We start from the raw sequence: 24988 nt of genomic DNA on the forward strand, positions 1-24988 counted from the left end.
GATTTACAATAATGATAGACCACATTGGTCCAATCATATGCTAACTCCTAATCAAATGCATCAAAAAGATAATGTAAAATATAGAACCTATAAAAAAAAAACAGTAGCAACTTAATAGCTACTACTGTTTAATTTATGTATTTTTAATCACTGAAAATCTGTATCTATTTTTCAGGACTAGTCATAATTTGATTGTTTCTTTAAGATGCCTTGAATAAAGCGTAATTTTCTAATTTCTTATGAATTTATTTATTTTAATACTGTAATTTTAGTCTAAATTTAATTTTATCCCAATGAAAAACAAGGGAATTCCATCTGTTGATTTGACCGATTTTATATCGAATGACCCTGAGAAAAAACAAAAATTTGTAAACGAAATTGGACGTGCGTACGAAGATATTGGATTTGTTGCCTTGAAAGGACATTTTCTTTCAGATCAATTAGTTGACACATTATACAAATCGGTTAAAGAATTCTTTTCACTTCCGGTTGAAACAAAAGAAAAATATGAAATTGAAGGAATCGGTGGCCAACGTGGCTATACTTCATTTGGAAAAGAGCATGCGAAAGACAAGCCCGAAGGAGATTTAAAGGAATTCTGGCATTTTGGGCAATATTTGGACGAATCAGAGAAGGCAAATTTCGATTATCCTGAAAATATAGAGGTATCTGAAGTTCCCGATTTTAATTCGGCTGGAAAAGAAGCTTATCAACAATTGGAAAAAACCGGAATTTACGTTTTACGTGCTTTGGCTTTGTATTTAGGTTTGGACGAATTTTATTTTGACAATAAAGTAATCAATGGAAATTCCATTTTGCGTGCCATTCATTATCCGCCAATTCTGGAAGAACCCAAAGGCGCAGTTCGTGCGGGAGCCCATGGAGATATCAATTTGATTACGCTTTTGATGGGCGCTTCTGCAAGTGGATTGCAAGTTTTACGCAAAGATGGAGTTTGGGTAGATGCCATCGCAGAACCCGATGAATTGGTTATAAATGTGGGCGATATGCTTTCGCGTCATACCAATAATAAATTGAAATCCACCATTCACCAAGTGGTAAATCCGCCCAAAGAAGAATGGGGAAAACCGCGATTTTCCATTCCATTTTTCATGCATCCCGTTAGCGAAATGGAATTGAATGTGTTGGAAAATTGTATAGATGAAGAAAATCCCAAACAATTTGACGATATCACTGCTGGTGAATTTTTAACGCAAAGGTTAAGAGAAATCGGACTGATTAAATAATTTCTATAACCTTGACAAGTTTTTTTAAAAAAGTCTTATGAAAAACAAATGGCTATTTAGAATTTCGATCTGTTTTAATATAATTTTTATTTTAATCTTGCTTTTTAATTGGATGAATTCTCCATCGGGGGAACTGGGAGTACTTAAAACCGAGGTGAAAGCCGGATTATTGAGAGGAGATAGTGCTTTTATTTTTTTACCAAAAGGTATTACCGTTAAAAATAAATCTGAACGAGGCTTGGGTGCAATCGGGCAATTTGAAAATCATCGCTTTGAAATCGTTATTACCAGCGATGAAGATTTAGTTGATTACGATGTGCCAAATGACAGTCTTTCTACTTTTGGGGAATATTATTCTGCAGATATTATAAAATAAATATGGAACCTTGTCAAGGTTAATTTTCACAACGCAGATAACCTTGACAAGGTTTTTCGAAAAGTCTATCCTTTATTTTCTATTTTCTATTTTCTTTCTCCAAAATATCCCCCAAAATCATCTCCGCATGCACCCTTGAATTTTCAATGAACCATTTGTGCGTTTCCATTCCTCCACAAACGACTCCGGCTAAATAGATTCCATCAACGTTTGATTCCATTGTTTCAGGATTGTAAGTTGGAATAAACAATCCATCCTTGGATAACTCAATTCCCAAAGATTCCAAAAACTCAAAATTCGGACGGTAACCTGTTAGAGCCAAAACGAAATCATTTTCGATTGCAAGTATACCTTCGGGTGTTTCGATGGTAACCGACTCTTCTTGAATGGATAGTAAATTGGAATAGAAATACGCTTTGATGCTTCCTTCCGCAATTCGGTTTTCTATATCGGGTTTTACCCAATATTTCACCCGATCATGAATTTCTCCTTTTCGAATCACCATGGTCACCTCTGCTCCTTTTCTCCAACATTCCAAAGCTGCATCAACCGAAGAATTATTAGCGCCAACAACAACCAATTTTTGTCCAGCATACGGATGAGCCTCTTTGAAATAATGAGAAACTTTGGGTAAATCTTCACCCGGAATTCCCAATTTCACAGGAATATCATAAAATCCAGTCGCTACAATGATGTTTTTGGCTTGATAGGTTGATTTGGACGTTTGAATGGTATGCAGCGATTTCTTTGATTCTACCGATAAAACTTCTTCGTAAAATTGAATGTTTAAATCAAAATACTGATGAATTCTACGGTAATATTCCAATGCTTCTTGCCTTCCAGGTTTGGACGAAATATTGGTAAAGGGAACTTGCCCAATTTCCAGTCGTTCTGCTGTAGAAAAGAACGTCATATACAAAGGATAATTGTACAAACTATTGACCAATGCACCTTTTTCAATGACCAAATAATGAAGATTTTTACGTTTCGCTTCGATCGCACAAGCCATTCCAATTGGGCCGGCGCCGATGATGATTAAATCATATTCTTGCATCTTGCAAAGTTAAGCAGAACCATGTTTGATCGAAGATTAATTCCTATTTTTGATTGTTAATCTTTTCAAAACATGGACATACTTGCCAAAATTTTCATCGGAATTGTGATTGCGATTCATTTGTATATCGTATACATGGAAATGTTTGCGTGGAATTCTCTGGGTAGAAAAACCTTTGGCAAATTGATTCCAAAAGAAGTATTTCCCTACACCAAAAAGCTGGCAAATAATCAAGGTTTGTACAATTTCTTTTTAGCGGCTGGATTGATTTGGTCCTTGTTGATTCAAGATCCAATCTGGCAGAAAAATATTGCGATTTTCTTTTTGAGTTGTGTTGTTTTGGCTGGTCTTTATGGCGGAATTACCGTTCACAAAAAGATTTTCACATTTCAATTGGTTCCGGCAGGAGTTGCGCTTTTGATTATTTATATCAATGAATCCCATGTTGTATTTGGTAATTAAGCTGATGATATCTTACATACAAATTACCTAAAAACTTAATAGTTGACTTTCAATAATTCATTTCTTCTCACCAAATCAATTGATTATCTTAGCGGCATGAAAAGGAACTTTCAACTTGCACTACTTTTTCTGACGTTTACAAGCATTCTATTCAGTTGTGGCCAACAAAATGAATACGATGAATCCAAAATTTTCCGTCTCAATCGGTATGATAATATTTCTTCTTTAGATCCGACTTTTGCACGTACACAAGCCAATAATTGGGTGTGTAATTTGATGTACAATGGTTTGGTGAAATTGGATGATAGTTTGAAAATCGTTCCCGATATTGCCAAATCTTGGGAAATTTCAGAGGATGGGAAAACCTATAGTTTTACGTTAAGAAAAGATGTTTATTTTCATAAAAATCAAGCATTTGGAAAAGATTCAACTCGTGTCGTAAATGCAAAAGACTTCGAATATAGTTTCACTCGATTGATTGATCCTAAAGTGGGTGGAGCTGGAAGTTGGGTATTGAATAATGTCGATACGTTTAAGGCAGTGAATGATTCAATTTTTCAAATCAATTTAAAAGAAGCCTTCCCTCCTTTTTTGGGATTGTTAAGTATGAAATACTGTTCAGTTGTTCCCGAAGAAATGTTCCGAAATGGACAAGAAGAATTTCGCAAAAATCCAATTGGAACGGGTCCTTTTCAATTTAAGTTATGGGAAGACAACATCAAATTGGTGTTTCGAAAAAATCCATTGTATTTCGAAAAAGATGAAAAAGGTAATCAACTTCCCTATTTGGAAGCGGTTTCCATGACTTTTTTACCCGAAAAACATTCAGAATTTTTACAATTGATCCAAGGAAACGTCGATATGATGGCCGATTTAGATCCGTCTTATAAAAATGAAATTTTGACACCAATTGGAGAACTCAATCCTAAATATGAGGACATTCTCAATTTCCATAAATTCGATTATTTAAGTACGGTTTATTTGTGTTTTTATTTGGAAGGAAATGAGGCAGTTGATGAACGATTGCGTCAAGCCATTAATTATGCGATTGACAAACCCAAAATGGTCAAATACATGATGAACAATATGGCGACCGTAGCCAATGGAGGATTCATCCCAAAAGGTTTGCCTGGGTTTACTGAAAATGCAGGTTATACCTATCAACCACAAAAAGCAAGAGAATTAATTCAAGCATATCAAAATGAAAAAGGAAATTTGCCCATCATACAGTTGACAACTGTTCAAGAATATGCTGATGTGTGCGAATATATCCAAGCACAATTAGCGAAAGTTGGCTTGAATCTTGCGATTAATGTCGTGCCTGGACCAACCATGCGAGACGGAAAAGCAACAGGGAAATTTTCGTTTTTTAGAGCAAATTGGGGAGCCGATTATCCCGATGCCGAAAACTTTCTTTCCTTGTATTATTCCAAAAATTTCGCACCAGAAGGTCCCAATTATTCGCATTATAAAAATGCAAAATTTGATGAATTGTACGAAAAGGCATTTCAAATTAGTGATGAAAAAGAACGCGAAGTTTTATACAAAGAAATGGATAGCTTGATGATGAGATCGGCGCCGATTGTTCCTTTGTTTTATGATCAAACGAGCATATTTTTACGAAAAAATGTTCATGGATTTACCATGAGTCCTGTGAAATTATTAGATTTAACAAGAGTTTACAAAACGAAATAAATGAATATACCTGATATCAACTTAAAGAGGATCGTTATAATTGGAGGCGGATTTGGAGGTTTGAGATTGGCGAAAAAATTATCCACTCAAAACTATCAAGTCGTTTTATTGGACAAACACAATTACCATGCGTTTCAACCCTTATTGTATCAGGTTGCAACAGCAGGATTAGAACCCGATTCTATTGCGCATGCAATTCGTCAAATTTTCGCTAAAAAGCAGAATTTCTTTTTTCGAATTGCTCAGGTTCAATCCATTAATCCTGAAACCCAAATTCTTTCTTCCAATATTGGGGATTTGCATTACGATTATTTGGTCATCGCAACAGGTTCCGAAACCAATTATTATGGTAATGTGAACATTGCCAAAAATGCAATGCCTATGAAATCTATTCCAGAAGCATTGGATTTGCGTAGTTTGATGTTACAAAATCTGGAAGCTGCCTTGTTAACCAATGATTTAGATGAACGTTATCGTTTAATGAATTATGTAATTGTTGGAGGTGGTCCAACCGGAGTGGAATTAGCAGGTGCAATGGGTGAATTGAAAAAACACGTTTTGCCGCATGACTATCCCGATTTGGATATCAGAAGGATGAACGTGCATTTAATTCAAGGTTCCGATCGTTTATTGCCTTCGATGTCTCAACACGCTTCTGACCATGCTTTTAAATATTTGGAAGAATTGGGCGTTCAAGTTTGGTTCAACATGACCGTGAAAGATTATGATGGTCAAATTATCACCACCGATAAACGACCTTTTGAAGCAACCACTTTGATTTGGGCAGCGGGTGTAAAGGGAACCTTGATTTCGGGTATTGAAGGTGATGGTGTAGTTGTGGGTGGTCGTTATTCTGTGAATGAATTCAACCAAGTAAAAGGTTTCGAAAATATTTTTGCGATTGGCGATGTATCCTTGATGATGACAGAAGAAAAACCAAAAGGAGATCCAATGGTTGCGCAAGTTGCAATTCAACAAGGAAAATTATTGGCAAAAAATTTCGAAAACCTCAAAAACAATCGCGCTTTGATTCCTTTTAAATACAAGGATAAAGGTTCTATGGCGACGATTGGTCGTGACAAAGCCGTTGTCGATTTGCCAAATTGGAAATTTGCCGGATGGTTTGCTTGGTTTGTATGGATGTTCATTCATTTGGTTTCCTTGGTGGGATTCCGAAACAAAATGATCGCCTTGATGAATTGGATTATCCAATATTTTCAATACAACAAAAGCGTTCGTTTGATCATTCGACCATTCAAAGGAAGGCATGGAGATGAAACAGATGATCCCAATCTGTTTTAATTTAGGGTTAAATTTTTGATGGATTCATTTAAAAACAACCAATAACCTTGGCTGTTAGGGAGTTTTGTTTTATTTTGGAGCACTAAATACTTAAATAAATGAAACAATTTCTTACGATTGCTCTATTAGCGTTTACGATTCTATCCTGTCAAAAGCCATCTGTTCCAGCAGATCCAGTTCCCAATCATGAAACTTTTACAGTCGATTCTAAACAACTAAACGAAACCAGAACAATCAATGTTTGGTTGCCAGAAAATTATGCTACAACCCAAGAAAACTTTCCTGTTTTGTATATGCCCGATGGCGGAACGAAAGAGGATTTTCCGCATATTGCCAATACCTTGGCTGAATTAATTCAAGCAAAAAAAATCAAACCCGTTATCTTGGTTGGAATAGAAAACACCATTCGTAGAAGAGATTTATCTCCTCCTACCCAAGTTGAGAAAGACAAAGAAATCGCTCCCGTTGTTGGGGAATCTGCTAAATTTCGAGCATTTATTGAGCAAGAATTATTTCCGTTAATTCAATCAAAATATAGAACTACGGACAACAAAGGAATCATTGGAGAATCATTGGCAGGTTTGTTTGTAATGGAAACTTTTTTCGTTCAACCCGAAATGTTTGATACCTATATCGCGATGGACCCTTCTTTATGGTGGAACAATCATCAAATGGTAACCAATTCAAAAGAAATTTTAGCAAACTTCCCAGAGAAAGAAACGAAACTTTGGTTTGCAGGTTCAAAAGCTACGGACATCAATCCGCATACAAAAAGTTTAGAAGAAAGTTTAAAGAACAATGCTCCTACTCAGTTGAAATGGATTTATTCGGATGAACCTACAGAAGAGCATCATACCATTTATAGAGCAACCAAGGAAAAAGCATTGATTTGGGCTTATAACTAAACGAAATTGCCAGGTATATTTTTTCAGATTTAAAATTCCCTTTAAATTAGCAAAATGTCTGGCGATTTTCTCAAAACTCCTATTGAATATCTAAAAGGTGTTGGACCCGAACGAGGTCAAACATTACAGACTGAATTGGGTATATTTCGTTTTGAGGATTTGTTGAATTATTTTCCATTTCGTCATATTGATCGATCCAAATACTATAAAATCAAGGAAATTCAAGCTTCTTTGGCTGAAATTCAGATTATAGGTAGACTTAGAACTTTGGAAGAAATTGGTCAAAATCGAGGAAAACGATTGGTCGGACAATTTGAAGACGAAACGGGTTCAATCGAATTGGTTTGGTTCAAATACACCAAATGGATGAAAGAAAATCTCCAAAAGATGAAATCTGAACCTTTGGTGATTTATGGAAAACCCAACGAATTCAACCGAAAAATCAACATCGTACATCCTGAAATCGAAACGGTTGAAAGTCATAAAACTTCGCCGCAAGGATTGTATCCAGTTTATTCGAGTACCGAAAAATTACAAAAGAAAGGAATTACCAATCGAGTGATGCAGAAATTGCAAGCTCAATTGTTGATGGACATTCAGCGATTGGATGAGAATTTGCCCGATGATATTATGGCCAAATTTAATTTTCCAAAACGATTGGACGCCTATAAACAAATTCATTTTCCCAAAACCATTGAAGATTTAAAGGCTGCAGAAAATCGAATTAAGTTTGAAGAATTCTTCTTTTTACAATTGGGGATGTTGGTGAAGAAACTCAATCATCAAAGTAAATTCAAAAGTTTTGAGTTTGGTACAGTTGGACGAAATTTCAACGATTTCTATCAGAATTATTTGCCTTTTGAATTAACCAATGCCCAAAAACGAGTGTTGAAGGAAATCCGTGCGGATTTGGCTCGGCCGGTTCAGATGAATCGTTTATTACAAGGTGATGTTGGTAGTGGTAAAACCATGGTAGCACTTCTCTCCTCTTTGATTGCAATTGACAATGGATTTCAAGTTGCCATCATGGCGCCGACCGAAATCTTGGCTCAACAACATTATCAGGCGATGAAAGACTATTTGGCTGAAATGAATGTTGAAGTTCGAATTTTAAGCGGCTCTACCAAAGCAAAAGAACGTAGAGAGATTTTCGAGAAACTGCAAAATGGAGAGATCCATATTTTGGTAGGAACGCATGCTTTGTTGGAACCTACGGTTGTTTTTCAAAATTTGGGATTGACCATTATTGATGAACAACATAAATTTGGCGTTGCGCAAAGAGCGCAATTCTTGAAGAAAAACACCATTCCACCGCATATTTTGGTGATGACAGCCACGCCGATTCCTAGGACTTTGGCGATGAGTTTGTATGGAGATTTGGACATTTCCATTATTGATGAATTACCAGCTGGACGAAAACCCATCATGACTTTGCATAAAAAGGATAAAGATCGTTTGGCTTTGTTCAAATTCATGAAAGATGAAATTCAAAAAGGTCGTCAAGTATATGTGGTATATCCGCTTATAGAAGGTTCGGAAAAATTGGATTACAAGGATTTGATGGATGGATACGAAAGTGTCACACGAGCTTTTCCTTTGCCTCAATACGCGGTCAGTATTGTGCATGGAAAGATGAAACCTGCTGATAAAGATTTTGAAATGCAACGATTTGCCAAAGGCGAAACCCAAATTTTGGTCGCTACAACTGTTATTGAAGTTGGAGTAAATGTACCCAATGCTTCGGTTATGGTGATTGAAAGTGCTGAAAAATTTGGACTTTCTCAATTGCATCAATTGCGTGGTCGCGTAGGTCGTGGAGCGGAACAAAGTTATTGTATATTGATGACCAAAGATGGTTTAACAGAAGATGCTTACCAACGAATTTCAACGATGGTTCGAACCAATGATGGATTTGAAATTGCTGAAGTGGATATGCAATTAAGAGGCCCTGGAGATATTATGGGAACCCAGCAGAGTGGAATTCTTAATTTTAAATTGGCCAACATTGCCAAAGATCAAAAAATCTTACAAGCTGCACGATATATGGTGGAACATATTTTAAAAGATGATCCAAATTTATCTAAACCACAGCATCAAGCAATGAAAATCTTTTTCGATAAAAATCATAAGGATAAATTTATTTGGAGTAGAATTGGATAAAAAAAAATGCGTTAGAATTTTTCATCAAACGCATTTTTAAGTTGAATTCAACTATTAATCAAGGGGTTTTCGCCCTGATATGACATTAAACAAAATAACAATAATTGCAATCACTAATAAAATGTGAATTAAGTTGCCCATTCCCATTCCACCACCGATTCCCATCAATCCAAGGACCCAAATGATGATACAAATTACGGCAACTAACCAAAGAATACTTCTCATAAAATACGTTTAATGGTTAATAAATTTAAAGGTACAATTATCATTCCACATGACAAAAGTCATTTCAATAAGTTTTCAAAACTCTATTAACATTTTGAAAATTAAAACTTTAAAATAAATAAGAAAGCCCGCAAAATGCAGGCTTTCCAAATCATTAAACGATTTCGTTTCTATATTTATTTAGCTGGTAAAATTTTCCCTGAAACTTCGCCAAATCCAACTCGAATTCCGTCTTTTTCACACCATCCTCGCATGATGATGGTATCATTATCTTCGATAAATTTACGTTCTTGTCCGTTGGATAATTTCAAAGGTTTTGTTCCTCCCCATGTTAGTTCCAACATAGAACCATACGAATCTTCCGATTTTCCACTGATGGTTCCACTCGCATACATATCACCCACTTCAAGGTTACATCCGTTGATGGTATGATGCGCCAATTGTTGCGCCATATTCCAATACATGTATTTGAAGTTCGAGGTGCAAATCACATTTTCACCTCCTTCTTCTGGAACCAAAATTGTTTGCAAATTGATATCGAAATTCTTCTTTCCTTCATATTGTAGATAAGAAAATACTTCAGGGTCTTGAACGGGACCCTCTACTCTAAATGGATTCAAAGCTTCCAAGGTTACAACCCAAGGTGAAATCGACGAACCGAAATTCTTTGCCAAAAATGGCCCCAATGGTACATATTCCCATTGTTGAATATCGCGTGCACTCCAATCATTGAATAAAACCATTCCGAAAATATGATCTTCAGCTTCTGCTGTAGAAATTGTTTCGCCTAATTCCGTGTAGGAATTGGTGATAAATCCCATTTCCAATTCGAAATCCAAACGTAAAGAAGGTCCGAAAATCGGTGAATCGGCATCTTTTGGTTTGGATTGACCTTTTGGACGATGGATTGGCGTTCCCGAAACTACAATAGAGGAAGCTCTTCCGTGGTATCCTACCGGAATATGTTTCCAGTTGGGCAATAATGCATTCTCTGGATCGCGAAACATTTTCCCAACGTTGGTTGCATGTTCTATGCTGCTGTAAAAATCGGTATAATTGGGAACGTGAACTGGCATTTGCATGGAAACATTTGGCAAGGTATGAAAAGCCAATTTTTGCGTTTCTTCATCTTTGGACAATTCAGATCCTTCTAATAATAATGATTGAATGTGTTCACGAATAGGAACTGTTACTTCTTTTCCTAACGAAATGAATTCATTTAATGTAAAAGCCTCAAAAACATTTTCTTCCAAATCAAATTTGTCAAAATAACCTTGATCAAACAAAGTTGCCAAATCGATAACTGTATGACCAATTCGTGTAACACATGCAACAGAATCGTCTGCTAAAATTGCTACACCAAAAGGTATATTGTAAATAGAAAAATCAGAATTTGTGTCGTAAGATATGAATGATTTCATCTTGTTTATGCTTTATAATTTTGGTTGTCAAAAATAACGATAATTACCATAAGGAAATAATTATCCAACTTCAATTTACTCTTACCATTGGATTTCAGGTTTACCCATTGATTTTAAATACGCATTTGTTTTGGAAAAAGGTTGACTTCCAAAAAATCCATTGTAAGCAGATAAAGGCGATGGATGCGCCGATTTGATGATAAAATGTTTTGATGGGTCAATGATGGAGCCTTTTTTCTGTGCATAAGCTCCCCATAAAATAAAAACCAATTGTTCTTTTTGTTCCGACAACTTTTGAATGATTGCATCTGTAAATGTTTCCCATCCTTTTTTCTGATGCGAACCTGCCTGTCCTGCTCTCACAGTTAAAGTTGCATTCAATAATAAAACGCCTTGATCTGCCCATCTTTCCAAATTACCCGATTTTGGAATCTCTAGACCCAAATCTGTTTGCAATTCTTTGAATATATTTTTCAAACTTGGTGGATGCGGAATTCCATCGGGAACTGAAAAACTCAATCCATGTGCTTGACCTGGTCCATGATAAGGATCTTGACCTAAAATCACCACTTTTACTTTTTCAAAGGGCGTATGGTCAAGAGCAGTAAATAGTTTATTGCCTGGCGGATAGATTGTTTGGTTTTGATATTCTGATTTGACGAATTCAACCAAATTTTGAAAATAAGGTTTGTCAAATTCATCTTTTACTACTTCTTTCCAAGAAGCTTCCATTTTCACGTCCATAAATTCCTCAACTAATTCCCAAATATAGATTATTTTTGTACCAATGCAGGTATCCAAACAGACATTAAAAGATTTAGAATTACCGAAAATTCTAAGCCTTATTTCTGAGTTCGCTTTCAATGAGAAAACCGCTCAATTATTGCTCGATTTAGAGCCTTATTCCGATCATGAGGTTTTGGTTAGAGATTTGAAAACTACGCATGAATATGTAGCAAGTTTTGAATCGGGTAATCGAATTCCCTTCTCGGAATTCTATTATATGAGTGAGTATTTGCCTCATTTGGAAATTGAGAATTATTATCTCAATGTGGAGCATTTTTTTCAGATAAAATCCAATGCGCTTCAAATCAAAGAAATAACGAAGCATATGGTCAAATTTGAAGAATATTTTCCAGAATTGATTCAAATTACTTCTAAAGTCCTTTACGAGAAAGAAATTGTCAAAGAAATAGATGGCGTTTTCAATCGTCATGGAGAAATCAAGGATGATGCAAGTTCTGAATTATTGGAAATTCGAAAGAAAATCCGTCTTGTTTCCGCCAAAATTGCTGAATTGTTTAAAAAATCCATTCAGCACAATGCTCAATTTTTGGACGATATCAAGGAAACCATTGTCGATGATAAACGAGTGTTAGCCGTTAATTCCTCTGTTAGGAAACGTGTAAAAGGAAGGTTATTGGGAACCTCCAAAACAGGATCTATCTCTTTTATTGAACCAGAATCGGTTCAAAAGCCAAGTCGAGAATTGGAGGAATTGAAAGAAGAGGAATCCAAAGAAATCATCAAAATATTGAAATCCTTAACTGCCGTTATTTCGGTTCACAAGGAATTGTTGGAAGAATATGAAGAATTGTTGGAATATTTGGATTTCACCCAAGCAAAAGCTCAATTTTCAGCACAAATCAATGGAACTTTACCCATTCTGAAAGAGGAATTAACCATCAATTTAGTAGATGCTTATCATCCGTTGTTATACCTTTCCAATCAAGAACGAAAATTAAAAACAATACCTCAAACGCTGAAACTTGATCCGCAACAACGAATTATCATTATTTCTGGACCCAATGCGGGAGGAAAAAGTATCACGTTGAAAACAATTGGTTTGAATCAATTGATGCTTCAAAGTGGTTTGTTAATTCCTGTTCATCCGAAATCTGAAATGGGATTTTTTGAGAAAATCTTCACCGATATTGGCGATAATCAATCCATTGAAAATCAATTATCAACTTATAGTTATCGTTTAAAACAAATGTCTTATTTCATTAAAAATGTGAACGATAAGACTTTGTTGTTGGTAGATGAATTTGGAACAGGATCCGATCCAGAATTGGGTGGAGCTTTGGCTGAAGTTTTTTTTGAAGAATTTTATGAACGACAAGCTTTTGGAATTTTCACCACGCATTATACCAACATCAAAATTGCGGCTGAAAATTTACCAGAAGCAATCAATGCCAGTATGCTATTTGATGAAAAAACATTGAATCCTTTGTATAAATTGGAAATTGGTCAAGCAGGAAGTTCGTTTACCTTTGAAGTTGCTGAAAAAAATAAAATTCCTTTCCGTTTAATCAATCGCGCCAAAAAGAAAGTAGAACAAGACAAAGTTCGCCTCGATAAAACCATTTTAAAACTTCAGCAGGAAAAATTTGAAATTCAAAAAACGAAAAATCAAGTAGAAGAATTAAAACAAACCTCAGTTGAGCAATCTAGAGAATTGGAAACAACGCAGGAAAAAATTCGTGAGAAGTTGGTAGATTTTCAATTGTTGTATGACAATGAATTGAAAGCCTTGACAATTGGAAAAAAGATGAATGAATGGGCAGATCAATACTTAAAATCGAAAAACAAAAAAGTATTGATTTCAAACTTCTTGAAATGGGTAGAAATGGAGAATTCCAAGAAAACCGAAACTTTGGCGATTGAGAAAAAGAAAGAAAAGATTGTCGAGAAAGAAATCAAGAAGGAATTGAAGAAGAACAAGGAAATCTTGGTGGTTGAGAAGCAAAAAATCGAAGAAAAAAAGGAAATGGAAATTCAAAAATCCATTGATAATTTGAAAGTTGGAGACCGCGTAAAAATAAAAGATAGTACAAGCGTCGCAACGGTTGATAAAATTGAAGGCAAAACTGTTTTATTAAATTATGGATTATTTACTGCAAAAGTTTCTATATTTGATATTTATAAAATTTAAACAATAAAGGGATATGAAAAAACCAATACTTATGGCAGCACTATTAACCAGCGTCTTGGCATTTAGCCAGGAAAAGGTTAATCGAGCAGAGCTACAAAAGATTGCGATTGAAGAAGAACAAGCTTTAGCAGAGGCGATAAAAAATGTTACCACAAATATTTTGGATAATTTACCAGAAGGTGTTTCATTTCAAGGGATTTACGATGGCATTCCAGTATTTTTTGCTTCAGATAGTAGATCGCAAATCAACTCCATGGATGTAGATAAATTACATAATGGAACGATTCCAGGATATACAATTACTGGTGATGGAATGACTGCTTATATTTGGGATGGTGGTTTGGTAAGAACGACGCATCAAGAATTTTCGGGTAGAGCAACCAATGTGGAAACAACTGGTTCAAATTCATTTCATGCGACAGCAGTAGGAAGTGTTATCGTAGGTGCAGGAGTTATTGCAAATGCAAAAGGTATAGCGCCCGAAGCCAATTTAAAAGCCTTGAATTTCACAACAGGATCAACCACAAGTGAAATGGCAGCTCAATCAAATTTACCAGAAAACCATGATTATATGGTTTCCAATCACTCTTACGGATCGTTAACAGGATGGTCTTACAATGAAAACCAATCTAAATGGTATTGGTATGGATATCCGCATCTATCAGAAACAGAATCTGCTTTATTTGGGTATTATGCTCAAACAGATGCAATCTATGACAATGTTGCGTTAAATGCTCCACAGCATAGTATTTTCAAATCTTCTGGTAACAACAATACAGAAGGTCCAAATGGCCCAGTAACCCATATGGCGTATACACCAACCAATGGATGGGTGGAATATGTAAATGTTGCTCGACCAAAAGACTGTTCTAATGGTGGATATGACTGTTTAACATTTGCTGGTGGAAACGCTAAAAACATCATTATTGTTGGTTCTGTAAATCCTTTGGGAGGAACGAACTATTATTCTGAACCTTCTGATGTAACTGTATCTTATTTCTCTGGATCGGGTCCTTCTGATGATGGACGTATCAAACCAGATATTACAGCGATTGGAAGTAACGTTTATGGTGCAAACAACACTGCTGATACTTCTTATGCAAACTGGTCAGGGACTTCATTCTCTGCTCCTGCTGCTGCTGGTGTTGGTTTGTTGATGCAACAAGTCAAACATCAGAAAGATGGTGGGTATTTACGTTCCGACATGATGAAAGCTTTGTTGATCAATACAGCAAATGAAGCAGGTGAACATATTGGACCAGATTATGTATTTGGATTTGGATTAATTGATGCATTGAAAGGTGCTGAAACCATCCTAAATATCAATGAAGATTCATTCATGGCAGATTTATCACTTGCTCAAAATGGTGAATATACAGTTTCTTTCACAGCGAAAGGTGGAGAGCCTATCAAAGCGACAATCGCTTGGTTGGATATCGCGGGAACTCCTACTGTTCCAATTGAATTAAACAATCGTACACCAAAATTGGTAAATGATTTGGATTTCAGAATTGAAAGCAATGGAACTACCTATATGCCTTGGAAATTGGATTACAACAATCCTGCTGCTGCAGCTACACAAGGAGACAATGTTGTGGACAATGTGGAACAAGTATTCATCGAAAATCCAGTTGCTGGTCAAACCTATACGTTCAAAGTAACCCACAAAGGAAACTTGGTGAACAATAACCAAAATTTTGCTTTGGTTATCAATGGAGTTGACAACCAAATGGCTGTAACAGACTTAGATTTATCAAATGCTTTGACGGTTTATCCGAATCCAGTTGTGGATCAATTAAACATCCAAACTTCTAAATCATTGACCAATGCACATGTGAAAATTTTCGCTCCAACGGGACAAATTGCATTTGACAAGAAATTTGGTAAGTTTGATGCGAAGCAAACCATTGATATGAAAGGTTTCCTACCGGGTGTGTATATGGTTTACATCCATTCAGATCAAGGAACCATTACCAAAAAACTAATTAAAAAATAATTTGAATTTTAATTCAAAAAAAGCCCGATTCGTTCGGGCTTTTTTTATGGCCAAAATTGAATCAAGATTTAATTAATTGTTTTGATTTTAAATCTTTTCTTCTAAACGAATTTTGTTTTGATATTAAAGCTAATTTGCGGCAGGGATAGAAATGGAAACCCCGCAGTCGCGTAGCGGAGAGGAGTTGCAATGGATAGCCCGACCCTTTTGGCGATTTCTTTCTAATAATGAAGATTTATCTATCCAAAGGGTGCCGCCCAAAAACAAAAAAAGCGAACTTCCTTTGATGAAATTCGCTTTATGCTTGAATATTTATTTCTAAAAGAATTTATAGGTGATTCCCCAAAAAACGGAGAAATTTATAGGTCCAATATCTTTTCCATAACCTGGAATGACCAAGGGATCAATGTCTTCTTGTTTGCTGCTTCCAACGTAAATTTCGGGACGAATAGATACGTCTGCATAGAAATTGGACAAGAGTTTAACTCTCGCTCCTCCTACTAATTCGATCCAATAGGAACTTGCATTGGCAGAAGGTAAACTTCCGAACTGATCAACTTGATTGCCCGAAGTTCTAATTGGATATTGATTAATCGTCTGTTCGTACGCAGCATAGGCAAAACGCATCCCTGTATAAAAACCATTGGAAGCATCTTGGTAATCTTGCGAAACAAACCAGTTAAATCCGATTTTTCCATAGATTCCGTTTACATCTACGTTCCAATCCAACTCATCGTAATGGTTTTTCTCGTATCCGACTTCCAAAACGGCATTCCATTTTTTGTACACTCGATAGGAAACCATGGCTTGAGCTCCTTGTTTATCGGTAAATGCCGACATGACCGGATTGAACAAATCTACTCCTACAAATAGATTTCCAGCTTTTTTATAGCCTTTTAAACTATCGGCAATGGATTGAGTTTCCTTGACCAAAACTTTTGTTTCCAATGCTATCGAATCTTCTTGGGCATGCGCCTGAAGTCCAATGGTACTAATTGCTAAGAGCGATATATAAGTTCGTAGTGGCTTCATTTTCTAAAATTGTTGATTCACTTGGAATGATGTTTTCTATGTAGAATCCGGTGGATTGATAGTTCAAATTTTCGTAGGTCAAACGAAATCCACAAGCTTTCGATACATAAGATGATTTGGGACTATAATTGACTGTCAAAATATCGTTTTCTGTATTGCTGCGTCTTTTGATTTGGAAATACGTAGCGCTAGATTCCAATCCGCCCAATGGCAATTTCACACTATCGGTAAAGGTTTTGGGTAAAACTTCCACCGCATTTTCGAAATTTATATTGTTCGCTGCAATTATCGTCAATGAATCTTTGAAATTGGTTTGATTCAAATTATTTCGAAATACAACGGTTAAATAAGGAGTTCCTTCGCCAACGCAAACATCATCTTCTTCGCAAGAAATAGCGAAAATTGAGGCAATGGCAATTCCCAAAAACAAGATTCCTTTTTTCATCGATTAGTTGTTAATACGTTCCAAAAGTACAACATTTTCAACATGGTGCGTTTGTGGAAACATGTCAACCGGTTGGGTTTTCACAATTTTATATTGCGCTTTCATCAATTCCAAATCTCGCGCTTGAGTTGCAGAATTACAACTTACATACACGACACGTTTCGGATTGATTTTCAAAATATTTTCTACCACATTTTTATGCATTCCATCTCTTGGAGGGTCGGTGATGATCACGTCTGGTGTTCCATTGGCTTCAATAAAAGCATCATCAAAGATGTCTTTCATGTCACCACAGTAAAACGTACAATTGGTGATTCCGTTGCGTTCTGCGTTTGCATTGGCAGCATCAATCGCTTCTTGAACGGCCTCTACTCCTACTACTTTTCGTGCTTTTTTGGAAACAAATTGAGCAATTGTTCCTGTTCCGGTATACAAATCATACACCAATTCATCTCCGCTTAAATCAGCAAAATCTCGTGTGATTTTGTACAATTCATAGGCTTGTTTGGGATTGGTTTGATAGAAACTTTTCGGACCGATTTTGAATTTCAAATCTTCCATTTCTTCCATCAGATGATCTTCTCCTGCAAATAATTGGATATCCAAATCATAGATGGAATCATTTCCTTTTGGATTGATCGCATACAATAAGGAAACGATTTGTGGGAATTTATCCTTCAAATTTTGCAAGAAGGCTATTCGGTTTTCTTCTTCTTCACGGAAGAATTGAACCAAAACCATAAATTCTCCTTTTTGATTGGAACGAATCATGAGAGTTCGTAAAAATCCATCTTGATTTTTCAAATCATAAAAATCCAATCCTTTTTCAATGGCATATCGTTTGGCTTCTAAACGAATTGCATTGGATGGTTCTTCTTGCAAATGACATTCTTGGATGTCTAACACCTTACTCCATTGGCCAGGAATATGAAATCCAAGTGCATCGCGTGTATAGGAAGCTTCGGTATCACGAATTTCTTCTAGCGTTAACCAACGAGAATTGGAAAAGGTATATTCCAATTTGTTGCGGTAATAGTATTCTTGTTGAGATCCTAAAATTGGGGTGATTTCCAAATCTTGAAATCCGCCAATTCGTAATAAATTATTGGCAACTTCATCTTGTTTGAATTGCAATTGAGCTGCATAATCCAAATTTTGCCATTTGCATCCTCCGCAAACACCAAAATGAATGCATTTGGGTTCTACTCGATACGGAGATTTTTTAAGGATTTCGGTTGCTTTTCCTTCTAAATAACTGGATTTCTTTTTGTGTACATTGACATTCACAACATCGCCTGGAACAGCATCCTGAATCAAGACTGTTTTTCCATCTTCTGTTTTTCCAATTGAGACACCTTTCGCTCCCGCTCGTAATACTTCTATATTTTCAAGAAAGATATTTTTTCTTTGTTTTCTTCCCATGGCGCAAAGATAGTTTTTCTGCTCCAAGTGTGAAATGGGATTTTGACTATATGAAATTCAAATTAGAGATTTAATTTCAGTCGATTTTTTGTTGTAAATTGAACCAAAAACATCTCAATCTTTGCAAACAAATGTCAACAAATAAAAACAATGAAAGGATTTTCAAAATGGCGTTTTCAAGTGTTTATACGCACTATGTAAATAAGGTGGTATAGAAAGGACGAACGCAAGAAGAATTGCATCAAATTATATTTTGGTTGACGGGATATGATGAACTTAGGCTTCAAGAAATTCTTCAAAACCAAACAACCTTTGAAGACTTTTTTAAGAATGCTCCTTTACTCAATCCCAACGTTTCCAAAATAAAAGGTGTAATTTGCGGCTATCGTGTAGAAGAAATTGAAGATCCTTTGATGCAGAAAATTCGCTATTTGGATAAATTAGTAGATGAATTGGCAAAAGGTAAAACCTTAGAGAAAATATTACGAACTTAACAACAAAACATGTTTCCATCTAATTTTAAACGAATTATTGAAAATTATCTAAACGCCTACAATCAAATGGATGTAGAACGAATGATGGAAAATTTTGACCAAACGATAGAATTTGAACACCAAGTAGATGGAAGAATTGTTTTGAAACTAACTGGATTTCGTGAATTTAAAGAACATGCAGAATTAGCAAAATCTATTTTTTTTAAGCGTAGACAAACACCTAGTAATTGGCAATTTGAAGGAACAACTGTTAAGGTTCAGATCCATTTCGAAGGAATTTTGGCTCAAGATTTACGAGACGATTTAAAATCAGGAGATGCGATGATAATGCATGGCGAATCGGAATTTGTCTTCTTCCAGAATAAAATTATTCAAATTATAGACAGAACTAACTCATAGGTATTTCAAAGTTCATTCCTCAACCCAAATTCGCAGTTGATGAAATTTCAATAACAAGCATTCTGATTCTATCATAGATTTGATTTAAAATAATTTAAATCATGAAAAAACATACTATTTCGATTTTTTTGAGTTTGTTCTTCTTGTTGTTTTTGGGAAGTTGTAGTTCTGACGACAATGCTGAAACACCAATCGAAGAGGACCCAATTGAAGAACCGATTGATACGCCAATTTCTGGTTCGGCTCAAAAATTATTAACCAATCTAGATCAAAATGCTCAACAAGGAAATATTTTGATAGGTCATCAAGCAACAACCATTGCAGGTGTGGGATGGCGTTTATGGCAAATGCCCAATCATAGTGATTTCAAAGAAGTATCTGGGAAATTTCCAGCTTTGTACGGTTGGGAAATGTCTCCGAGACCCGATAATCCAAATGAAACTTATGATTATGTGAGTTTTGATACAACGATGGATGAAGCAAAAAAAGCCTTTATGCGCGGTGGGGTCAACACATTTAGCATGCATCCCTACCGATTGGACAATCAAGGAAATTCTTGGGATGCAACGCCAGGTTTGGTAGCCAAAATGATTCCAGGCGGAAGTTTGCATGATCAATACAAAAATCTCTTGGACAAATATTACACTGAATTTTCCAAATTAAAATCCAATGATGGAAGTCCGATTCCTTTTATCTTTCGTCCCTATCACGAAGCCAATCACAATTGGTTTTGGTGGGGCTCAACTGCATCTTCAGATGCCGATTATAAAACATTGTTTCGATTTACGATTGAATATTTACGAAATAAAGGCTTGACCAATATGTTGGTTTGTTATGCACCAGGTTATTTTCAAAATGAATCGACTTTTATGGCGAGATACCCAGGAGATGATGTCGTAGACATACTTGGTTTCGATGGATATTATGGAAATAACAATGGACATGGTACAGATTGGGTAACCTTGAAAAATCATTTAGGAATTTTAAAGTCCATTGGACAAGCCAAAAACAAACCGATAGTTTGGGCAGAAACAGGAGAATTAAATCTTACAACATCCAATTATTTTACCCAGCTTAATCAAGCCATTACAGAAGTTGGAGCGCCAGTTGCTTCCATTATGTTCTGGACAAATTATCAGAATACAGAATTTTACGTCCCATACGCAGGAATGAATAACAATGCTTTAAAACAAGATTTTATTCAATTTGTTCAAATGCCGAAATATCAAGCAGAAGGTGAACATATGAATTTGTATCAATAACCCTCATCAATTTTACTTAAAAGGAAATAGCGACTTTGTTATTTACTTTTTCTGTTTGTAGAAATTTTGGAATTAGATTTGTAAAGTAAATTACAGAATTCATAACACTAAAATTATATGAAAATAATCGCAAGTTTACTCTTGATGTTGAGTTTCGGAATCCTACAAGCCCAAAGTCTAGATGAAACAGAAATTCAAAAAACCATCGAACAAATGTTTCAAGATGTGTTTTCAAATTTAGATGAGAGGAAGATTCCAATCTATTTTACAGAAGACGTTCAGATTTTTGAAAATGGTGAAATTTTTACGTTAGATTCGATTCAGCAATTTGTTCGAAATCAAAAAGCTATGTATCAGTCTGAAGAAAACAAACAGCATCGATTTAACCGAATCAATGATTTTGATCTCCTAAGCACCAAGATCAAAGATAATCAAGCGATTATTGGGTTTTATCATACGGCAACTTTCACGATGAATGATACGGAAATTGCCCAAATGAAATGGTTGGAAAGTGCGATTTTAGTTCGATCAAAAGACGGATGGAAAATAGAATTTTTACATTCCACAATTCTGAAAAACTAAGTGGAATTTTTCGAAATTTCTGTAACAATTCAATCTAAATGAATACTTATTTATCAAACACTTTAATTATGAGAAACATATTTTTTGCTTTTTCCTTGTTGATTGCTTTTGGGTTAAATGCTCAAAACAAAACGCAATTTATGGAAATTGACTACAGAATGGAAATGAAATTGGATGCGGAAGAAGTATTGAAAAATGTTCCTGCTGCATGGAGATCACAGGTTGAAGAACCTTTGCGTCAAGAAATCAAGAATGGAATTTTCATGGACTACAAATTGAAAACCAATGGTTCTGAATCTGAATACAAATTACAAGAGAAAATCAACAATGATCAATCTCCTGCTGGTTTGATTCTAGCTCAAATGACGGCGATGGATAAAGAAGCTTTGTATAAAAACATAGCTGAGAAGTATTACTTAAAACCTATGAATGCTGGTAAATCCTATTTAATTAAGGAGGAATTAAGGGATTACAAATGGAAAATTTCAAAGGAATCGGCAGAAATTGCAGGTTTCCCAACTTACAAAGCGACTGGTGAGTTAAATGACTCTACTTCTATTGTTGCTTGGTACACCCCAAAATTAACCATCAAAGATGGTCCAGACCGTGTTTGGGGATTGCCTGGATTGGTCTTAAAAGCGGAATTCAACATGGCAGGAACAGATATCATCATCGATGCTGTGAAAGTGGCGGTGAAGGAAGAAGAAATTAAAATTACCAAACCAACGAAAGGTGAAGTTGTGACCGAAGAAAAATTCATGGCCGACATGAAAGAACTTCAAGAAAAATACAAAGAAATGTACGGCGGTGGCGTAGATACAGAATAAATGAAAAAGCTCCGAATTTCGGAGCTTTTTTTATGTAAATACTAGATTTTATTTTTATTTAATCGATAGGACAACCTTGATTAAAAGGTGATCCATACAGAAGTGGACATTCATCTTTGTCGTCCATCACTCCGTCTAAATCGGTATCGGTTGATTTCAATTGATCAATTTGACTCAATGTCAATTGATTGTTTTCGATAGGGCAACCCAAATTGAATATAGAACCGGCTTCATTTGGACAAGCATCACGCACATCATGTACTCCATCTAGGTCTGAATCCACCAATTTTTCATTTAGCTTTTGGGTAGAACAAGATGCAGTCAAAAATGCAATTAGTACTGTTATTAAAGTGAAATATTTCAAAATCAATAATTTAAAATTAGGTAGAAGTTGTTGTCATGCTTGTCAAATTTAAGGAACAACTTTGAAAATCACACGACGATTCTCGAAATTCTTTTGATCATCACAAACCGTATGAGGACGACATTCTGGATGACGCAATTCTGTATCGCCTTTTCCTACAATGGTCAATTGGCTTACATTGACACCTTTTTCTTTCAAGTAATTTAAAACCGATTTTGCCCGATTCAAGGATAAATTATTATTGTATTCTGGCGTTCCAGCTGCATCGGTATGTCCTTCCACAATATATGTTTGATTCGCTTGATTTTTGATGATTTCTGCTGCAGTATTCAATTTGTCGTAAAATTCTGACTTGATTTGGTAGGAATCGAAATCAAATTCAATTCCTTCAAACATTCGGTTAATTTCAGAGGTAATTTTCTCTTCTTTGGTTCTTGGACAACCTTTTCGATCAATCGTTCCTTTATCAAACGGACATTCATCATGCGTATTGGGAATTCGGTCAAAATCGGAATCGAAATCATTCTGAAATGTCAAAGAATTAAACGGATTTTCATACAAAGAATCTTTGCGACCTTTGTTTCCATTATTATTGTTGTATCCTTCTTGAATAAAGGAAGTATATGGCGTTGCAATGTTCATCTCCTCACCTATTCTGATGATTTGATTTCTAAATTTCCCATCATCATAACAACGTTTGCCACAACGTTCTTCTTCTTGCAACAGAAATTCAATTTTTTCCTTTGCCCATACCAATTTTAAGATGGATAATTCATCATTTTTTGTTTGAGAGGGCAATCGAAATTCTTCGCGATAATTCTCTTCCCCATTGATTCCTGTTAAAATCAACTTCGGATCGCGCATACCACTACATTCCTTGCTCACAAAACTAGAAGATTCGCTTGATAAAAATCCTTTGAACTGATTGGGATAAGTTTCTTGCAAATTCAATTCTTTGGACTGAACTTCTATGTGGCGTAGCAAAGGCGTTCGAATCAAATTAAAAAATTTCATCATTTCCACTTCAGCTTCTAATTGTTCTGTAATCAAAACCGATTCGGTTCCCATCGCATTGGACAATTGTTGGATGGTTCTACGATCAACATCATAGCCAATTCCAAAACAGAAATATTGCGCAAATTTCAAATTCGATTTCAAATTCAAATACAAGGTTCGATCCTCCATCAATTTACCATCTGTCACCAAAACCACAACACGATTGTAGGAAGCATCGGGTTTGTAGGAATAAACCTTTTGAAGCGCATCGCTGATTTTGGTTTTCCCAGTTCCTTTTTGTTGATTGATGGCTTGAATAGCCAAATCGATGTTTTCTGGCGTTGCATAAACCGATTGACTGGAAAAGAAATCGCTTCCTCCTGCGAAAAATAAAATATTGAATTTCTCTTCGGGTTTTAAATCATATAAAATTCTCGTGACCAATTCTTTGGAGGTTTCGATGGGAAATCCTTGCATAGAACCTGAAATATCCATCACAAAAACATATTCTCTTGGCGCAATTTGTTCGGGATCGATAACTTTTGGAGGTTCTACTACTCCCAAAATATAACGGCAACCCTTGTCTTCATACACCAACATTCCAGCGTCAGCTTGATCTCCTCGCGTATGAAATTTTAGTTGAATAGGAGAATTCCAATCCTTTCCAGCATACTGTATTTCTTGGTATTTACTCGAAACCGATTTGATTTTGGCATCAGCCAGATTGATTTCTGTATCAAAAATAGGCGTCGGACTGATGATATTGATTTGTGAATGTGTTTTTTCTAGTTCCAAGTCGTAAGAATCTGAAATAAAGGATGGAATATTTAAAAACTTCCATTCTGCTTCTTTTTCCAAATTCTGCATATATTTCAAGACCACTTTTACTTCTTCATTTTGCGGAAGATCTTTAAGCGTTAATTTGATGAAATGGGAATCTGCGCTATGATTGAGTTGGATTTTTTTTCCTTTTTTGTTTTCGGCTAAAACTTGTTTCCTTATGTTGTCCATATTTCGAATATCCATTGAAAGAATTTTATTCGGATAATAGACCATCAATTCATACAAAGAAGTTTCGGTTGAAACCGGAAACAAATAGGATGCTGTTTGGGTTTCGCTTGCACGAAAAGATTGATACAATCGTACATCTGCAGTGGTACCAATCACATTAATTTCCAAATTTTGTGAAGTCAAACTAACCTTTCCAGTTTCGGAAACAAACTGAGGAATAAGTTTTTCTTGCCCTAAAAGAAAAATTCCTAGCAAAAACAGTAAGAGAGAGAAATTCGTTTTCATACCTAGCAAACCTTTCGCAAGGTACTTAAAATTGACCTATTTCATATAGAAATTAAAATTTGGAAAGGAATTTGTTTATAATTTTGCCTGT

The 24988-nt window shown here is 35.6% G+C and carries 22 protein-coding genes and 1 pseudogene; 14 read left to right on the forward strand and 9 right to left on the reverse strand.

Going from position 1 to position 24988, the window contains the following annotated elements; all coding sequences use genetic code 11:
- Nucleotides 1-293 precede the first annotated feature (293 nt).
- Together ABID46_RS10990 and ABID46_RS10995 are read left to right on the forward strand one after the other, a co-directional pair.
- The gene (locus ABID46_RS10990; protein ID WP_354510035.1) at nucleotides 294-1247 is read left to right on the forward strand and encodes an isopenicillin N synthase family dioxygenase; all 954 of its coding nucleotides are present in this window, start codon (nucleotides 294-296) and stop codon (nucleotides 1245-1247) included.
- A 37-nt stretch (nucleotides 1248-1284) separates the two neighbouring features.
- Complete coding sequence (locus tag ABID46_RS10995) at nucleotides 1285-1623, forward strand: hypothetical protein (protein WP_354510037.1); 339 nt, start codon at nucleotides 1285-1287, stop codon at nucleotides 1621-1623.
- A 79-nt stretch (nucleotides 1624-1702) separates the two neighbouring features.
- On the opposite strand, the gene ABID46_RS11000 is transcribed toward ABID46_RS10995, so the two are convergent.
- A complete protein-coding gene (locus ABID46_RS11000) occupies nucleotides 1703-2677 on the reverse strand; it encodes a YpdA family putative bacillithiol disulfide reductase (RefSeq protein WP_354510039.1) in 975 nt (324 codons plus the stop codon).
- A 72-nt stretch (nucleotides 2678-2749) separates the two neighbouring features.
- Between ABID46_RS11000 and ABID46_RS11005 the strand changes: the two genes are divergently transcribed.
- The 5 genes from ABID46_RS11005 (at nucleotide 2750) to recG (ending at nucleotide 9201) form a co-directional block, all read left to right on the forward strand.
- Entirely contained in the window at nucleotides 2750-3139 is a 390-nt protein-coding gene (locus ABID46_RS11005) for a DUF1304 domain-containing protein (RefSeq protein WP_354510041.1), read from the forward strand.
- 96 nt (nucleotides 3140-3235) lie between these two features.
- Nucleotides 3236-4834, forward strand: a complete 1599-nt coding sequence (locus ABID46_RS11010; RefSeq protein WP_354510043.1) for an ABC transporter substrate-binding protein — start codon at nucleotides 3236-3238, stop codon at nucleotides 4832-4834.
- On the forward strand, nucleotides 4835-6136 hold the full coding sequence (locus ABID46_RS11015; RefSeq protein ID WP_354510045.1) for an NAD(P)/FAD-dependent oxidoreductase: 1302 nt from the start codon (nucleotides 4835-4837) through the stop codon (nucleotides 6134-6136). It abuts the gene before it with no gap.
- A gap of 98 nt (nucleotides 6137-6234) precedes the next feature.
- On the forward strand, nucleotides 6235-7041 hold the full coding sequence (locus ABID46_RS11020; RefSeq protein WP_354510047.1) for an alpha/beta hydrolase: 807 nt from the start codon (nucleotides 6235-6237) through the stop codon (nucleotides 7039-7041).
- 54 nt (nucleotides 7042-7095) lie between these two features.
- A complete protein-coding gene (gene recG, locus ABID46_RS11025) occupies nucleotides 7096-9201 on the forward strand; it encodes an ATP-dependent DNA helicase RecG (RefSeq protein ID WP_354510049.1) in 2106 nt (701 codons plus the stop codon).
- A gap of 54 nt (nucleotides 9202-9255) precedes the next feature.
- On the opposite strand, the gene ABID46_RS11030 is transcribed toward recG, so the two are convergent.
- From ABID46_RS11030 to ABID46_RS11040, 3 genes are all read right to left on the reverse strand, one after another.
- The gene (locus ABID46_RS11030; RefSeq protein ID WP_354510051.1) at nucleotides 9256-9426 is read right to left on the reverse strand and encodes a lmo0937 family membrane protein; all 171 of its coding nucleotides are present in this window, start codon (nucleotides 9424-9426) and stop codon (nucleotides 9256-9258) included.
- Nucleotides 9427-9602: 176 nt separating this feature from the next.
- Nucleotides 9603-10847, reverse strand: coding sequence for a fumarylacetoacetase (gene fahA, locus ABID46_RS11035; protein ID WP_354510053.1), 1245 nt, complete (start codon nucleotides 10845-10847; stop codon nucleotides 9603-9605).
- A gap of 81 nt (nucleotides 10848-10928) precedes the next feature.
- Complete coding sequence (locus tag ABID46_RS11040) at nucleotides 10929-11591, reverse strand: uracil-DNA glycosylase (protein WP_354510130.1); 663 nt, start codon at nucleotides 11589-11591, stop codon at nucleotides 10929-10931.
- 43 nt (nucleotides 11592-11634) lie between these two features.
- On the opposite strand from ABID46_RS11040, the gene ABID46_RS11045 reads away from it, so the two are divergent.
- The gene (locus tag ABID46_RS11045) at nucleotides 11635-13782 is read left to right on the forward strand and encodes an endonuclease MutS2 (protein WP_354510055.1); all 2148 of its coding nucleotides are present in this window, start codon (nucleotides 11635-11637) and stop codon (nucleotides 13780-13782) included.
- Nucleotides 13783-13813: 31 nt separating this feature from the next.
- Nucleotides 13814-15778, forward strand: coding sequence for a S8 family peptidase (locus tag ABID46_RS11050; RefSeq protein ID WP_354510057.1), 1965 nt, complete (start codon nucleotides 13814-13816; stop codon nucleotides 15776-15778).
- Between the two features lie 318 nt (nucleotides 15779-16096).
- Here ABID46_RS11050 and ABID46_RS11055 read toward each other — a convergent pair whose 3' ends face one another.
- From ABID46_RS11055 to rlmD, 3 genes are read right to left on the reverse strand one after another with little or no spacing between them, the layout of a single operon-like run.
- On the reverse strand, nucleotides 16097-16810 hold the full coding sequence (locus ABID46_RS11055) for a DUF6048 family protein (RefSeq protein WP_354510059.1): 714 nt from the start codon (nucleotides 16808-16810) through the stop codon (nucleotides 16097-16099).
- A complete protein-coding gene (locus ABID46_RS11060; RefSeq protein WP_354510061.1) occupies nucleotides 16770-17255 on the reverse strand; it encodes a DUF6452 family protein in 486 nt (161 codons plus the stop codon). Before ABID46_RS11060 ends, ABID46_RS11055 begins: the two co-directional genes overlap by 41 nt.
- A 3-nt stretch (nucleotides 17256-17258) precedes the next feature.
- Nucleotides 17259-18677: a 23S rRNA (uracil(1939)-C(5))-methyltransferase RlmD gene (rlmD, locus tag ABID46_RS11065; protein ID WP_354510063.1), complete on the reverse strand. Its 1419-nt coding sequence runs from the start codon at nucleotides 18675-18677 to the stop codon at nucleotides 17259-17261.
- A 131-nt stretch (nucleotides 18678-18808) separates the two neighbouring features.
- Here rlmD and ABID46_RS11070 point away from each other — a divergent pair.
- The 5 genes and pseudogenes from ABID46_RS11070 to ABID46_RS11090 all read left to right on the forward strand — a co-directional run bounded on the left by ABID46_RS11070 (nucleotide 18809) and on the right by ABID46_RS11090 (nucleotide 22241).
- Nucleotides 18809-19171: pseudogene (locus ABID46_RS11070) on the forward strand (DUF2200 domain-containing protein).
- A 9-nt stretch (nucleotides 19172-19180) separates the two neighbouring features.
- Nucleotides 19181-19570, forward strand: coding sequence for a nuclear transport factor 2-like protein (locus ABID46_RS11075; protein ID WP_354510065.1), 390 nt, complete (start codon nucleotides 19181-19183; stop codon nucleotides 19568-19570).
- A gap of 101 nt (nucleotides 19571-19671) precedes the next feature.
- Nucleotides 19672-20832 carry a glycoside hydrolase family 26 protein gene (locus ABID46_RS11080; RefSeq protein WP_354510067.1) on the forward strand — a complete coding sequence of 387 codons (1161 nt, stop codon included), beginning with the start codon at nucleotides 19672-19674 and terminating at the stop codon, nucleotides 20830-20832.
- 117 nt (nucleotides 20833-20949) lie between these two features.
- Complete coding sequence (locus tag ABID46_RS11085) at nucleotides 20950-21414, forward strand: hypothetical protein (RefSeq protein ID WP_354510069.1); 465 nt, start codon at nucleotides 20950-20952, stop codon at nucleotides 21412-21414.
- 68 nt (nucleotides 21415-21482) lie between these two features.
- Nucleotides 21483-22241 carry a GLPGLI family protein gene (locus ABID46_RS11090; protein ID WP_354510071.1) on the forward strand — a complete coding sequence of 253 codons (759 nt, stop codon included), beginning with the start codon at nucleotides 21483-21485 and terminating at the stop codon, nucleotides 22239-22241.
- Nucleotides 22242-22299: 58 nt separating this feature from the next.
- On the opposite strand, the gene ABID46_RS11095 is transcribed toward ABID46_RS11090, so the two are convergent.
- The gene (locus ABID46_RS11095; RefSeq protein ID WP_354510073.1) at nucleotides 22300-22605 is read right to left on the reverse strand and encodes a thrombospondin type 3 repeat-containing protein; all 306 of its coding nucleotides are present in this window, start codon (nucleotides 22603-22605) and stop codon (nucleotides 22300-22302) included.
- Between the two features lie 48 nt (nucleotides 22606-22653).
- Complete coding sequence (locus ABID46_RS11100) at nucleotides 22654-24897, reverse strand: OmpA family protein (protein WP_354510075.1); 2244 nt, start codon at nucleotides 24895-24897, stop codon at nucleotides 22654-22656.
- Nucleotides 24898-24988 lie beyond the last annotated feature (91 nt).

Source organism: Moheibacter stercoris, assembly GCF_040545805.1.
Taxonomy (GTDB): Bacteria; Bacteroidota; Bacteroidia; order Flavobacteriales; family Weeksellaceae; genus Moheibacter; species Moheibacter stercoris.